The 14,995-nt window shown below is 54.7% G+C and carries 13 protein-coding genes; 7 read left to right on the top strand and 6 right to left on the bottom strand.

What is annotated here, in order from left to right:
• Window positions 1–60 precede the first annotated feature (60 nt).
• The 6 genes from V6N04_RS15350 to V6N04_RS15325 form a co-directional block, all read right to left on the bottom strand.
• Complete coding sequence (locus V6N04_RS15350; protein ID WP_371171073.1) at window positions 61–2,130, bottom strand: oxidoreductase; 2,070 nt, start codon at window positions 2,128–2,130, stop codon at window positions 61–63.
• Between the two features lie 108 nt (window positions 2,131–2,238).
• Window positions 2,239–3,165 carry a LysR family transcriptional regulator gene (locus tag V6N04_RS15345; protein ID WP_371171072.1) on the bottom strand — a complete coding sequence of 309 codons (927 nt, stop codon included), beginning with the start codon at window positions 3,163–3,165 and terminating at the stop codon, window positions 2,239–2,241.
• Between the two features lie 30 nt (window positions 3,166–3,195).
• Window positions 3,196–4,692 (bottom strand): aldehyde dehydrogenase, encoded by a 1,497-nt coding sequence (locus tag V6N04_RS15340; protein WP_371171071.1) that lies wholly within the window; start codon window positions 4,690–4,692, stop codon window positions 3,196–3,198.
• 15 nt (window positions 4,693–4,707) lie between these two features.
• The gene (locus tag V6N04_RS15335) at window positions 4,708–5,382 is read right to left on the bottom strand and encodes a DUF1028 domain-containing protein (RefSeq protein ID WP_371171070.1); all 675 of its coding nucleotides are present in this window, start codon (window positions 5,380–5,382) and stop codon (window positions 4,708–4,710) included.
• Window positions 5,383–5,386: 4 nt separating this feature from the next.
• Entirely contained in the window at window positions 5,387–5,803 is a 417-nt protein-coding gene (locus V6N04_RS15330) for a RidA family protein (RefSeq protein ID WP_371171069.1), read from the bottom strand.
• A gap of 193 nt (window positions 5,804–5,996) precedes the next feature.
• Window positions 5,997–7,274: a flavin-containing monooxygenase gene (locus tag V6N04_RS15325; protein ID WP_371171068.1), complete on the bottom strand. Its 1,278-nt coding sequence runs from the start codon at window positions 7,272–7,274 to the stop codon at window positions 5,997–5,999.
• Between the two features lie 337 nt (window positions 7,275–7,611).
• Between V6N04_RS15325 and V6N04_RS15320 the strand changes: the two genes are divergently transcribed.
• The 7 genes from V6N04_RS15320 to V6N04_RS15290 all read left to right on the top strand — a co-directional run bounded on the left by V6N04_RS15320 (window position 7,612) and on the right by V6N04_RS15290 (window position 14,880).
• Window positions 7,612–8,703 carry an ABC transporter ATP-binding protein gene (locus tag V6N04_RS15320; RefSeq protein ID WP_371171067.1) on the top strand — a complete coding sequence of 364 codons (1,092 nt, stop codon included), beginning with the start codon at window positions 7,612–7,614 and terminating at the stop codon, window positions 8,701–8,703.
• Window positions 8,703–9,629, top strand: a complete 927-nt coding sequence (locus tag V6N04_RS15315) for an ABC transporter permease (RefSeq protein ID WP_371171066.1) — start codon at window positions 8,703–8,705, stop codon at window positions 9,627–9,629. The genes V6N04_RS15320 and V6N04_RS15315 overlap by 1 nt, the downstream gene beginning before the upstream one ends.
• Entirely contained in the window at window positions 9,626–10,432 is an 807-nt protein-coding gene (locus V6N04_RS15310) for an ABC transporter permease (protein ID WP_371171065.1), read from the top strand. Before V6N04_RS15315 ends, V6N04_RS15310 begins: the two co-directional genes overlap by 4 nt.
• Before the next feature lie 20 nt (window positions 10,433–10,452).
• Window positions 10,453–11,481 (top strand): extracellular solute-binding protein, encoded by a 1,029-nt coding sequence (locus V6N04_RS15305; RefSeq protein ID WP_371171064.1) that lies wholly within the window; start codon window positions 10,453–10,455, stop codon window positions 11,479–11,481.
• A gap of 61 nt (window positions 11,482–11,542) precedes the next feature.
• Window positions 11,543–12,574 (top strand): histone deacetylase family protein, encoded by a 1,032-nt coding sequence (locus V6N04_RS15300; RefSeq protein ID WP_371171063.1) that lies wholly within the window; start codon window positions 11,543–11,545, stop codon window positions 12,572–12,574.
• Window positions 12,575–12,592: 18 nt separating this feature from the next.
• Window positions 12,593–13,429, top strand: coding sequence for a helix-turn-helix transcriptional regulator (locus V6N04_RS15295; protein ID WP_371171062.1), 837 nt, complete (start codon window positions 12,593–12,595; stop codon window positions 13,427–13,429).
• Between the two features lie 92 nt (window positions 13,430–13,521).
• Window positions 13,522–14,880, top strand: coding sequence for an aminotransferase (locus V6N04_RS15290; RefSeq protein ID WP_371171061.1), 1,359 nt, complete (start codon window positions 13,522–13,524; stop codon window positions 14,878–14,880).
• Window positions 14,881–14,995: the final 115 nt, after the last annotated feature.

Genomic DNA, 14,995 nt, shown 5'->3' with positions numbered 1-14,995 from the left:
TGCGCCTCCTTCTTAGTCAGATGCATCCTGCCCGAATTTTGTGGAGAGGGACAGGCGCGATCAGTCCACGGCCAGCTCGGTGATTTCGCGCCGGAAGGGCAGCGCATCGCCAATGTCGTCGCCGTCCAACTCGCGCGCATATCGGTGCCCGGCATAGGTCGCCCAGGCAATCGGTCCGGGCGCATTGGCATCGCCGATCAGTTTGATCGATTTGATGCCAGCATCCGCCCACTCAGCTTCGCGTGTTTTTAAGTCGTTATAAACGCTGTTGTTTTCCACCTTTGACGACACGAGCAATACGCCGTCACACTCAATTGCTCGGCGTTTGTTGGTGAACATGCAATTGGTTTCGATATGATCCTTTCCAATCGATATGACGCCGCAGTTCAGCTCGATTGTGACGCCCAATTCGGCCAGACGGCGGTGAATCTCGTGTTGTTCCAGCGTGTTCAACGTCCATTCGCTCACATAGGCCGCAGGGGTAACCAGCGTGACTGTGCAGCCTTTCTGGACCAGAAGCTCGGCCATGACACCGCCCATGTAGTAGTGGTCATCGTCATAGATCACGACATGACCCATCGGGTTTGCACCGTCCATCATGTCGTCAGGCGAGTATATCGGCATCGTCGTGTCGATCGGGAAGGGGGTCACGTGTTGACGCGCAACACCGTCGCGCCGCCACTTTGCTCCGGTGGCAATACAGATGTTTTCGAAGCCGAATTCAAGGATGCTTTCTGCGTCCAGTTCGCTATCGAAATAGGTTTCAACATTGGGCTTCTGGCTGATCTGGTATTCGCGATAATCGACCACGCGGCCCCACGCCGATAGACCGGGCAACAATCGCTCGCGGGACACGCGACCACCGATTGCTGTGCCCGCCTCGGCCAGCGCCACATCATAACCTCGTTCGGCCAATGCGCGCGTTGCTTCCAGTCCGGCAGGGCCTGCGCCGACGACAAGCACGTTTGTACTATCGCCCTTGGCGTTCATCCGCTCTGGGTGCCAACCCTTGCGCCATTCCTCCATGAATGTGGGGTTTTGTGTACAACGGCTGATCGACATGGTCATGTCGCCAGTGATGCAGATGTTGCAACCGATACATTCGCGGATATCCTCTACACGTCCTTCTTCAATTTTCTTGGGAAGGAAGGGATCCGCGATCGAGGGGCGCGCACAGCCAATGAAGTCCAGCGTACCCGTGCGCACCATTTTGGCCATGACGTCAGGGCTGGTGAAACGCCCGACGCCAACAATCGGCTTGTCTGTAAGCTCGTGAATGCCCCTGACCAACTGTTCTTGCGCGGCCTCTTCTTTGAACCGCGATGGGCCCGAGCAATCCTCCCACGTTCCTTGAGCCAAATCCCATAGGTCGGGCAAGTTGCGGTTCATCTCGACAAACTCGCGCACTTCGGCGTTTGAAAAGCCAAGTTCGCCAATGGTTTCGTCCAGCGAGACGCGCAACGTGATACCCATCGTATCCCCAACCGCGTCTTTGATATCCGAAATCACCTCGTTCACGAAGCGAGAACGGTTTTCAAGGCTGCCACCATATTCGTCGGTACGGTGGTTGGTGGCGCGGCTCAAGAAATGTTGGAAAATTCCGAACCCATGTGCCCCGTAAAGGCAGATCAAGTCAAAGCCAGCATCTTTTGACCGTTTCGCGGCGTTTACAAACCAGCGTCGCAGATCGCGGATGTCACTTTTGTCCAGTGCGCGGGCCTGGACGGGATCGTTTGTGAAAGTGCGGATCGGCTGGGCCGATACTGCCAAGGGGACTTCTTTGGAATAAAGGTTCGGTCCGTTAACACCGGAATAGGCCAACTGAATTCCGGCAAGCGCGCCATGTTCTTTCATCCGTTCGGACATTTTGCGCAGCATCGGAACATCTTTGTCTTCCCAAAGGCGAAGTTCAATGAACGGCGTAATTTCCGACGTGTGGTGCATTTCCGTCTGTTCAGTGAAGATCACGCCCCAGCCACCTTCCGCCTTTGAACGGCGCATTTCAGCCGCCGCAGACGGATCGCGATACCCGCCGCCATTGCAATGGGGTACTTGGTAGAACCGGTTTTTGGCCGTCACTGGGCCGATTTGCATGGGTTCGAAAAGGACATCGTAGCGTTTGTCGCGCACGTCAATTCTCCTGTCGGGATCACGTTGTCCGGTCAACGTGACAGATCAATTGGTTAGGCAAAAGTCGAGGATGCGAAAGCGTGGATTAGGCTGGGGTTAAGTCTTGGATTAAAGTGCCAGCCCGGGGTAATCCCATCCACGGACGACCTCGGCCGCGTGTGAAATGAAAGCGTTGACCGTCAATACATTGCGCGCGCCTTCTGGGATGATCAGGCCCAGCCGCATAGGCCTTTGGTTTCCCTTCAGCGGTATGAAAACCAGCCGTCGCCCATCCGGGGACAGGTCTGAATAGGGGCGAATGTTGGCAATGGCATAGCCAAACCCATTGGCGACCATAGACCGCATCACGGCCATGTCGCGTGTGCGTTCGACAATGCGGGGCTTGCGGCCAGTTTGATCGAAGAAACTTAGAAAATAGTCGCTGCTGAGCGGTAGATCCAAAAGCACCATTGGATAGTCCAGAAGCTCTTCGATATCGACCTCGTTCTGTCGCGCAAGGGGATGACCTTCGGGTACCATCGCATAAGGGGGCAACGCGCGCAGCGGGACAAATTCAAGATCGGTCGGAATTTCGAGGTCGTAAGATAGAGCAACATCGATCTGGGCACGCCTGAGCTGTTCGATGATGCTGGGTTGGTCCGTTTCAATCTGGCTGACCCGTGCGTCGGGGTATTTCAATTCAAACTGCCGACGAATAGCTGGCAAAAGCACCTGCGCGAACGTCACGAGACACCCGATGTTCAATGGACCCTGAACATTGCCGGAAATGTCACCCGCCAGCCGGTTTAACGCCTCAGCCTCGACCAGCACCTTTTTGGCTTGTGTCATGAACTGCCGACCCGCTTGTGTCAGGCTTAGGCCATGAGCATGCTTGCGCACAAAGAGCGGAAGACCAAACTCGTCTTCCAACTGAGAAATGGCGGCCGAGATCGAAGGCGACGACACGTTTACATGTTCGCTGGCCTGCGAGATCGAGCCCGCCTCTCCGACGGCAACGAAGTATTCCAACTGACGAAGAGTGAAGCGCAAAGCCATCGCGTGATTATGCCCTAAGTCGCATTGGGTTCAAGCTTTATACTTGATCCAGGTGGTTTTAAGGGCAGTGTACTTGTCAAAGCTGTGCAGCGATAAATCACGACCAAAACCTGATTGCTTCATTCCACCGAAGGGCGTCTGCGCTGACAGGGCGTCAACTGTATTGACCGATACGGTTCCTGCAAACAACTTGTCCGACACACGCAACGCACGGCTTAGGTTGTCGGTCCAGACCGAGGCGGCCAACCCATAGACGCTATCATTGGCCATGGTGACGGCCTCTTCTTCGCTGTCGAATGGAATGACCGACAAGACCGGGCCAAAGATCTCATCACGTGCCAGAGGGTCATCATGGCGCACGTCGTCAAAGATTGTGGGCGGTATGAAACAACCCTTTCCATCGACATATGCGCGTTCGCCGCCTGTCACCAGATTTGCGGTGGATTTTCCCGCTTCGACAAATCGCATGATACCCTCGGTCTGTTTCTCATCCACGATGGCACCCATTTTTGCGGTCGGGTCCAGCGGGTCGCCAGGCTGCATCGCCTTGGCGCGCGTGATCAATTTCTCGACCAAGGCGTCCTTGATAGAACGCTCCACATAAAGTCGCGAATTGGCCGAACACACTTCGCCTTGATTGAAGAAAATGCCAAAGGCCGCCATGTCCGCTGCCGCGTCCAAGTTTTCGCAGTCTGCAAAGATCAGGTTGGGGCTTTTGCCCCCGGTTTCAGGCCAAACCTGTTTCAGGTTCGATTGGCCGGAATACTCCATGAATTTCTTGCCGATGGCGGTCGAACCGGTGAAGGCCAAACAGTCGACATCCATATGAAGACCAAGCGCTTGCCCCGCCGTATGACCAAAGCCGGGCACGACATTCAGTACTCCGTCGGGCAGCCCAGCTTCAGAGGCAAGTTCAGCAAGCCGAAGCGCAGAAAGCGGAGATTGTTCGGCAGGTTTCAGCACCACAGAGTTACCAGCAGCGAGTGCCGCAGCAGACTTCCAAGTGGCCATGTCCAGCGGGAAATTCCAAGGCGTGACCGCACCAACCACACCCAAGGGAACTCGCGACACCAATGCCAGATCGCCGGGGCCAGTCGGGGCGACCTCGTCATAAATCTTGTCAATTGCTTCGGCATACCACTGGAAAAAATGTGCAGATCCCGGTGCATCAATCGTCACCGCGTCGGTGACAAGTTTGCCCATGTCCAGGCTATCCAGAAGAGCCATCTCTTCAAGATTTGCCCGGATCAAATCCGCTAGTTTCAGCAGCACCGCTTTTCGATCAGCAGGGGGCATGCGGGACCACGTACCGGCTTCGAACGACTTTCGCGCAGCTGCGACCGCCAGATCGACGTCTGCTGCATCACATTCGGCCACCGAGGTTAAGATCGCACCCGTGGCCGGGTTGATGCTGTCAAATGTCTTGCCCGACACCGCATCGACGAACTTGCCGTCAATGAAGGCCTTGCTACGAAAGCTCAGCGCGGCAGCGCGGGATTTCCAATCCTCAAAGCTATAGTCCAACATCATGTCTCTCCCTGATTATTCGTCGCCCGGCACGCCGTAAGATGGTGCCTCACGCGGGTCGAGTGCACGTTGGACATAGGCGTCCAACTGCGGTTTATAGATGTCCCAAGCGACCGATATCGCGTCGATCGGGCAATCTTCGGTCCAGTCGCAACGCAAATCGGCTACTGGCCAGGTGACCTTGTCGACCAACATCATGCCGGCGGAATGCACCGGCCCTGCTTCGCCACCGGCAACGAGCCCAGCCCGCATGGCTGCAATCAAGCGATCACCCAGATGACCTGTAGCAGACTGAAACGCGTCAACGATGGCCTGCGGCACGCGGTCATTGGCAAGAAGGTTGCCCCCCGAGGCGACATCCATACCTTGCGCCTGCGTCCAGATGCCAAGGCTGTTCGGGCCTGAATGGATGGCTGTTGTGCCGTTTTTGTCTACCGCCAAGACCTGCCGGTACTCGATATACCTGCCAAGGTCTTTCACACCGGAAATTGCCTCTCCAGCGCTCATACCACCTTGCATCAAATCGAGCGTCAGGGGGCCGAGAGTTGGGTCGGTCACGTTCTGTGAAGCCACAGCGCCGACCCCAGCGCGTGCATAGGCACACCGTGCAGCGACGGCAGGAGAGGATGACGCGATTGCCACGCCAAACATGCCAGTTTCTGCACAACGTGCGACAAGAGAGAATGTCATGCGATCACTCCGGGATCACGGCGGTGCCGTCAATTTCCACAAGCCAGTCGGGCCGAGCTAAGGCCTGAACGACCAACCCGGTCGAGACAGGATGCACACCTTTGATGTATTCACCCATCGTGCGATAGACATCCTCGCGGTGGCGAACATCCGTAATGTAGACGACCACCTTCACCAGATGCTCCATCGATCCGCCGGCTTCTTCAATTAGTTGTTTGATATTTTGCATCACCTTGTGGGTCTGCTCCACGGGATCGTGGCTGTCGATATTCACCGCGTCGTCAAGGTTTTGTGGGCACTGACCGCGCAGCCAGACCGTCTTACCACCTTGGGTGACAACGGCCTGACAAAGATCATTGTCTAAGTTTTGCTCGGGGTAGGTGTCGGATGTGTTAAATTTTCGAATGCGGATATGGGCCATGGGCGCTCCAGTTGGGGTTGGTTTACGGCTGTCTCGGTGACCATCGTTAATCAGGTTGCCATGCGTCGGGATTAGGCATGGCGCGCCTTAAGTAGTTGGGGGTGGGGAGGGCCCTCACGGTACATCCTTTTTCCCATTCTCCGTTGCCAGAGCTATTTGATCTCTTGCCATCAATTGTCCTTACACCCGAAATTCATTGCGCGGCCGATGCAACGACTGCCGCTTGACCATCATAGTCCAGATAAGCCCGTTGGGTCGCGATTTGGTCGGCGATGTGTTTTGCGTCATGCCAAACCCCCCACAAGAAGGTCGACCCTCGACGTGACTGCCAAGGTAGACCAAGAAAATAGACATCCTGCTCCACCGAGACGCCGCGTTGATGGATCGGGGCACCTTTGTCGTCAAACGCATCAAGTTTCATCCAGCTGAAATCCTGACGGAAACCTGTGGCCCAGATGATGGTTGTGATCCCTTCTTTTGCCAAATCAACAGAGCCAATCGGGTTACTCAAGCAATCTGGGTCCGGCCATACCTCATGCGCATCGGGTTCTTCAGGAAGCTCAAGCCCTGTGCGTGCGACATAGGCGTCGGCTGCGTCTAGCATTTCTTTGTAGTTGGCATCTCCAGCCGCGATATTGGTTTGAAGATCATCGCGGAAGCTTAACACGCCGTTTGCAAACTTATCGGTCAAGCCCAGAAGGGTGACGCCCTCGCGGGCCAACCGACGGAAATCCATTGTCAGACCGCCATACGCGCCGCTGACCGAGATTGTCACATGCTCTGTGCCCGGCTTCTGTGCCGACATATCCCACAAACCGAGAACACCCAGCCACCAAACGAAATCGCGGCCACGATAGCGGCGGGGAGGGCGGTCATGTGGACCAACAGAAAGAAAAACCTTGCGACCTGCGCGGTTCAACTCGTCTGCAATCTGGGCACCCGATGATCCCGCACCTACGACCATTACTGCCCCGTCTGAGAGCTGCGACGGTTTTTTGTAATAGAACGAATGGATCTGTTCGATCGCGCCCTGTTTGGGGACAATCGGCGGGATCACCGGATGTTGGAATGCGCCGGTGGCGGCCACTATTCGCTTAGCTTCGATCACACCGTCTGAGGTTTCTACCCGGAACCCGGCTTGATTTGGCAACCGTTCCGCCTTCGAGACTTCGACACCAGTTCTGATCGGGGCATCGATCATCTTTGCGTATTCTTCAAGATAATCGGCAACCCGATCTTTTGTCACAAATTCATCTGGGTCATTACCTTTGAACTCTAGACTAGGAAACCGATCATGCCAGGCCGGCCCATTGGCGACCAATGCATCCCAGCGCCCCGACCTCCAAGCTTCAGCTATACGGTTTTTCTCGAGCACTAAATGAGGGACATCGCTGTTTCCAAGGTGTTCGCTTAGGGCGATACCCGCCTGACCGCCGCCAACCACAAGCGTGTCTATCTTCTCAACGGGCATGGTTTTTCCTCTCGTGTTGTTCAACGTATTGGGCGCGCTGTCATGGACCGCATCGCGCCATGTTCAGGATTGGCTCTACTTTGACATGAGGTGCCGAGCGGAAAAGAACGATCTCCGTCAGCTTTGATTAGGCAGTGACTAATCATGTGTGTGGCTGGAAAGGCTGTGCCTAAGCCAAACTTCGCAAGATACGAATTTTTGATCTGAACCTGTGCCCCTAGCCTAGTCGCACTGACTCGGAGGTCACCATGCGCGAACAATACCGTCACCCATTCGGGGGACACGACACGACACCATTGCGAACGCTAGAGTTTTCCCGAACCGCGGGGAGCTCACAATGAATGATGAAGCCCAAATTGCAGTCGATGTGCGCGACGCTGTTAAGCGCTATGGCGAATTCACAGCACTGCAAAAAATCTCGCTTGGGATCCGTGACAACGAGTTTTTTACTCTTCTTGGTCCGTCGGGCTGTGGTAAAACCACGCTTCTGCGGATGATCGCCGGGTTCGAGGATGTGACCGAAGGCGCAATTTTCCTGTATGGGGACGAGATCGTATCCCTGCCACCACACCAGCGACCTGTAAACACTGTCTTTCAAAACTATGCGCTGTTTCCGCATATGACGGTGCTCGACAATGTCGGGTTCGGGCTAGAGATGCGGGGCGCGTCGAAAACCGAAGCCCGCAAGCGGGCAAGCGAGATGCTTGACCTTGTGCAGTTGTCACAATTTGCATCGCGCAAACCTTCGCAGCTATCTGGCGGCCAACAGCAACGCGTAGCGCTGGCCCGCGCCCTTGCGCCGTCGCCCAAAGTGCTGCTTTTGGACGAGCCACTATCCGCACTAGATCTGAAACTGCGCAAATCCATGCAGATTGAGCTGAAGCACATTCAACGCGAAACCGGCATCACCTTCATTTTCGTCACCCATGACCAAGAGGAAGCGCTGACAATGTCGGATCGCATTGCGGTGATGTCGGCCGGTCGAATGCAGCAATTGGGTGAACCCAAGGACATTTATGAAAGTCCGCGCAACATGTTCGTAGCCGACTTTATTGGCGAAACAAACCTGCTTGAGGTGTCGGTGGACGCGATCAAGGACGGACGTGCTGTTTGTCATTTGGGCGGGGGGCACGAACTTACCTGCAACGCTGTGGACGAAGTAAGTGTGGGTTCAAAGGTGCATATGTCAGTACGCCCTGAACGCCTGTTCCTGTCTGATGCCCCGACCGAAGCGGAAAGTTTGAAAGGCACGGTTGTCGAAAACATCTTCATCGGTACGGACATAACGACAATCATCGACCTGCATGAGGGACCAAATTTCACTGTTCGCACATCCAATTCGGATCGTGGGACAAAGCGTATTTTTGAATCGGGCACCGAGGCCTATGTCAACATGGAGGCAGGCTCGGCACGCCTGTTGGTCGACTAATGGCCGCCGGTGCCGCCTCGGGCGGATCTTCCGCATCGGATACTTACGCCGAAGCACGGAATTGGCTTTTGCTGCCCAGCTGGATCGTCGTTGGCATTTTCGTGTTGGCCCCAGTCCTTATGATGCTGGTTTACTCGTTCCTGACAAAGGAATTCAGGGGCGGCGTGATCTGGGAATTTTCACTGTCAGCTTATGATCAGTTTTTCTTTGACCGCGGTCTCTTTGGGGATGACACTCCGAAGCTTGAATGGACATATATCGCGATCTTCTGGCGCTCGATCTGGCAGGCGGGGGCGGCAACAATCCTGTCGCTGATCATTGGCTTTCCAACCGCATATTTCATCGCAACCCGACCCGAAAAGTCGCGGGCGATGTGGGTGTTTCTGATCACCATTCCCTATTGGGTGAACCTTCTGATCCGCACCGTGTCGATGAAGTTCCTATTGCGTGATCAAGGGCCGCTGAATGATTTTCTGATCAGTACTGGTCTCATCGACAGCCCACTGCATATCATCAACACAAATCTCGCGGTTCAGCTTGGGCTTTTCTATAGCTATCTACCGTTCATGGTGTTGCCGATCTATGCCTCGGTTGAGCGCTATGATTTCGCATTAAGTGAGGCCGCCGCCGACCTGTACGCCTCCAAATGGGTCACCTTGCGACGCGTTCTTCTACCCGCAGTAAAACCTGGTGTGATCGCGGGCTGCATTTTGGTCTTCGTGCCCTCTTTGGGCGCTTTCCTTGCCCCGGACCTGTTGGGTGGGGCCAAGAACTTCATGATCGGTTCGTTGATTGAGGAGCAGTTCAAAGGGAATGCAGGCAATTGGCCCTTTGGGGCTGCCGCGTCGATGATTTTGTTGACGATGGTGTTGATCATACTTCTGATCTTTGCCCGCCAGCAACGCAAGGCAGAGACCGTATCATGAGCGCCAAGACAGATGTAAAAACCTACCGCGGCTTCAAGTTTATGACCTTGCTTTGCTTGGTGATCCTCTATGCGCCGTTGGTTGTTGTGACGGTCTATTCCTTCAACGCGTCGAAATCGATCACGGTTTGGGAAGGTCTGTCGCTGCGCTGGTATGCGGATGTTTTTGTCGGACCGGAAAGCGGCAAGTTCAAACAGGCTGCCATCAATTCGTTCAGCATCGCAATCGTTGCGGCAACCATCTCGACCGCAATAGCAACATCTGCTGCCACAGCCATAGTGCGGGGCGGAAAATTCCGATTGCGCACAGCCTCGTTGGGTTTGATCAGCTTGCCACTTATGGTGCCCGAGATCGTGACCGCGGTCGCCTTGTTGATCTTCTATAACTCGGTCGGATTCACTCGTGGCTATCTGACCATTCTCGTGGCGCATATCGCGTTCTGTATTCCCTTTGCCTACCTGCCCATTCAGGCACGGATGCAGGGGATACCTGACACGTATGAACAGGCGGCTATGGATCTTTACGCCTCAAAAAAACAGGCGTTTCGCCGGGTCCTGCTGCCTTTGATGATGCCCGGTATTATTTCGGGCTTTCTTCTGGCGTTTATCGTCAGCCTGGACGACTTCATCATCACCAATTTCGTCAAAGGCGCAGGCATCGAAACCCTGCCCACCGCGATCTTCGGATCGGTGAAGCAAGGGCTCAAACCCAATATCATGGCGATTTCCACCATGCTTTTGAGCGTCTCAATAATAATGGTGACTATTTCCTATTTCGTCTCGAAATCGGACAACACAAAATAAACTAGCAGGGAGCTAACACTATGAAACTTCTAACACAATCGGCCATGGCGCTCGCGCTGATGGCCAATACCGCCGCAGCAGAAGGCGATTTGGTTATTTATCACTGGTTTGAGTATATGCCCCAGGAACTATTGGATAAGTTCACTGCGGAAACTGGCATCAACGTCACCATGGATACCTATGACAGCAACGAGGCGATGTTGGCCTCGCTCAAGGCGGGAGGCATGGGCACCTACGACGTTGCGGTCCCCGGCGACTATATGGTTGCGATTATGGCGGGCGAGGGTCTTCTGGACACGATCGCAGACGGAGAGCTGGCCAACAAAGCCAACATCGCCCCGGAATGGGCGGATCCCAGCTTCGACCCCGGCCGTACACATTCGATCCCCTATCAGTGGGGCTCTACCGCGTTTTCGGTCGACACAGAGGCCTATGGCGGCGACATCAACACAACCGACATTTTGTTCAATCCACCGGCCGAGCTGGCAGGCAAAATCAACATGTTGGACAGCCAGGGTGAAGTCATGGCGCTCGCCTCACTTCACATGGGCATTCCGCAATGTTCAAACGATCGCGAGCAACTAAAAGCGCTGAACGACATGCTGATGGGTGCGAAAGAGAACTGGGCTTCGTTCAACTCGGACACTGCGAAAGAAGTGATGGTGTCAGGCGATGTGGCTGTGGGCATGATTTACGACGGGTTTGGCGCCAAGGCACGTTCAGAGAAAGAATCTCTTAAATACGCGTTTCCGAGCCAAGGCTACGTTGTCTGGATGGATAACGTCGTCCTACTTAACGACGCGCCCAACCGTGACAATGCGTTGAAATTCATGGACTTCTTGCTGCAGCCTGAAAATATCGCGGCGGTATCAAACTATGCCCGATATGGTGCAGGTGTCAGCGGTGTTGGTGACTTCCTTGATCCGGAACTGGCCACATTGCCAGAGGCCAATCCGCCCGCAGAAGCAGGCGCGGGTGTCTTTATCGAGGTCTGCGACGAAGCCACGCAAGCCATTTATGATCAGATCTGGACCAACGTGAAAAAATAGGCCTTAACAGCAAGAAGCGGGCGGTCTGCGGACCGCCCCTTTTTTGTCTGCAGGAGAAGATATGGAAACGATTTTCACCGAAAAACACCGCCTCAGGAACTCAAAGACCGAGCTGTTTGGCGGACAGCTTGTGGAACCGTTCGAACGACCGTCACGGGCCGAATATATAATCGAGCGTGTGCGAGAGGTTGAACTTGGCCCGATTTCGAAGCCTGACGATTTCGGCATGGACCCAATCCTGGCGGTTCATGATGCTGGTTTTGTTGATTTCCTGCGGTCGGCATGGCCTGAATGGCAAGCCGAAGGCTTCAAGGGTGAAGCCATGACAACTGTCTGGCCGGCCCGCCGCATGTCCACACGTATCCCGACGCATATTGAAGGCAAGATGGGTTACTATGCCTTGGCCTGCGAGACCTCAATCTCGGAAGGGACGTGGGAAGCCGCCTATGCTTCGGCACAGGTTGCGCTAACCGGCGCCGAACGCATCCGCCAAGGCGCGACATCAGCTTTCGCGCTGTGCCGACCGCCGGGTCACCATGCTGCAATTGATATGTTCGGTGGGTATTGTTTTCTGAACAACGCCGCCATTGCCGCGCAACATCTGCTGGACAAAGGCGCCAAACGCATCGCGATCCTTGATGTGGATTTCCATCACGGCAACGGAACGCAGGACATCTTTGACGCGCGCGACGACGTTTTATTCCTGTCAATTCATGGCGATCCGATGGATGCTTTCCCACACTTTCTCGGTCACGCGGACGAGGTTGGCAGCGGTCAGGGCAAAGGCTTCACGGTGAACTATCCACTTCCTCCTGGTACTGATTTTACAACTTGGCGCGCAAATCTCGCCGAAGCGCTCGACCGGGTGAACGACTACGCACCCGATGTGTTGATCATCTCACTCGGGGTCGACACTTTTGAAACTGATCCGATCAGTTTTTTTAAGCTAACGTCGGACGATTTCACGACCTACGGTGCTGACATTGCCGCACTCGGACTTCCAACACTGTTCGTGATGGAAGGGGGATATGACATAGCCGAGATCGGACTGAACGCAGTCAATGTACTTCAGGGCTTTGAAACCCAAGATTAATCCGGCAAGCTGTCGCCTGTGACACAGGACGTAAAACTGACCCCGGACGACATCAGCCGACTGACAGCTGCGATCGAGCATGTCGGCACGGTAGAGTTTCCCGAAAGTTTTTGTACTTTCTGTGCGAGCATTGCAGGTGCAGATGCCGTGTATCTCAATGCGTTTTTTGATGCGGACCGTCCGGCTGAGATCTATTCAACACGGACCGGCGCTGAGACACTTGATGCACTGGCTCTCTATCTTGATGTGGCCTTCGTGCTTGACCCATTTTACAAGCTCTTTCAGGCCAAAACAGGGGACCGTGTCGATGGTCTGCGCGACATTGCACCCGATGATTTCCGCCGTTCAGAATACTACGCCATGTTCTTTCGTGCGCTTAAGATAAACGACGAATGCGGGGTGATGTTGCATTTAACGGACGAAGCAGCGCTGTTCCTGTCGCTTGGTATTCGTGACACGTCACGCCTGCATGTGGCGCGGCTTCGTGCATTTTTGCCGGCAATTGGCGCATTGGCGCGACGGCACTGGACCGTTTTGACCCCCGATCACTTCGACGGAAGCGGACGTCTTGCCGCGCATCTGGATCGCGCCTTTGAGGCATTCGGCAGCAAGGTTCTGTCTCCGCGAGAAGGCGAAATTGCTCGGATGATATTGCAGGGCCATTCCTCCAAATCTATCGCGATCAATTTCGACAACAGCCCTGAAACCATCAAGGTTCACCGCAGACGCATCTATACCAAGCTGGGTGTCGCAAGCCAGGGCGAGCTTTTGTCGCTGTTTCTGACGGCACTGCGCCGAATGCCTACGACAGCGACGGGTGATCCCTTGGAATATCTTGATATCTCATCTCACTGACAGCCGGGGCGGTACCCCCTACGGGTGACTGATGCGCAACCGCTGATTGGCTTAGATTGAAAGGAACCGTTTCGGGCAAAGGGATCCTTTCTATGATCAAACGTGATGCCAATTCAGCTTGGGCCAAAGACAAGGCTCATGTGCTTCATCCGTACACGGATTTCTCGAGCTTCAAAGACGAGGGCAGTCAGGTCATCACCGGCGCCAAAGGCATGTATGTCACTGACAGTGACGGCAAGCGACTTCTGGATGCCATTGCTGGGCTTTGGTGCGTGAATATCGGACATGGTCGGCGCGAGATGGCAGATGCGATCTCTGATCAAGTTATGAAGATGCAGTATTATAACCCGTTTGGTCATTCGACTAACGAACCGGCGGCGGAACTGGGGGCGTGGTTGGCAGCACATGCCCCAGGTGATCTGAATCATGTCTACTACACGACAGGGGGGTCCACAGCGAACGACGCAGCCATACGGTTGGTGCACTACTATTTCACGATGAAGGGCCAACCCCGGAAAAAGAAAATCATCTCGCGCAATGACGCCTATCATGGGGCGACTTATGTGGCCGCAGAGCTAACCGGCATCCACGCAACCAAGATGAGCTTCGACAAAGTGGGCGAGCATTTCATCCATCACGTCTCGGCAGCAAACATGTATGTCAAACCCGATGATATGAGCGAGGAGGCCTATTGCGAGTTCCTAGTGAAGGAGTTCGAAGATCGGATCGAGCAACTCGGCCCCGATAATGTCGCCGCCTTCATCGCTGAACCGGTCATGGGGGCAGGGGGCGTCCTGATCGCGCCCGCAGGTTATCACCGGCGTATGTGGGAGGTCTGCAAGCGCAATGATATGCTCTACATCGCGGACGAGGTCGTGACGGCATTTGGCCGCCTAGGGCACTGGTTCGCATCCGACGAGGTGTTCGACTACCAGCCTGACATTTTGGTTTGTGCTAAAGGCATTACGTCAGGCTATGTGCCGTTAGGTGCGACGATGATCTCGGACGAAATCTACGAGGTAATCAGCCGCCCGCAATGCGAAGGTGGCGTTTTCTCGATGGGGCTGACCTATTTCGGTCATCCATTGGCGTGCCGTGCAGCTTTGACGAACGTCGACATAATCGAACGCGAGGGGCTTCTTAATCATGCGCGCAAGATGGGCCAGAAATTTCAGTCCGCTGCCCAGCGACTTAAGGCACTGGATCATGTCGGAGATGTACGTGGGCTTGGGCTGATGTTGGCAATCGACCTTGTGGAAGACAAGGCGAGTAAAAGAGCGTTTTCCACCTCAAAACAAGCGGGCGCGCGCGTTTTCAAATCATGTGTGGACGAAAACCTAATTGTGCGGCCGGTCGGAGATAAGATCGTTCTGTCTCCGCCACTTGTGATCAATGATGATGAGATTAAGACGATATTCTCTGTTCTGGAGATCGCTATCCGAGCAATATAGCGCAGGCTCAACTGTCGTCGCTGGCTGGCCAGGGCAGGACACGTGCAAACCGTCGCGAGAGCCACTGTACGATTAGGAATGATATTGCCAAGCTCGGGTTATAGATGATCTCGTC

This window comes from Aliiroseovarius conchicola (assembly GCF_041403445.1).
Lineage (GTDB): Bacteria > Pseudomonadota > Alphaproteobacteria > Rhodobacterales > Rhodobacteraceae > Aliiroseovarius > Aliiroseovarius conchicola.
Note: the sequence above shows the minus strand (reverse complement) of the source record. Positions and strands in the feature narration are given on the sequence as shown.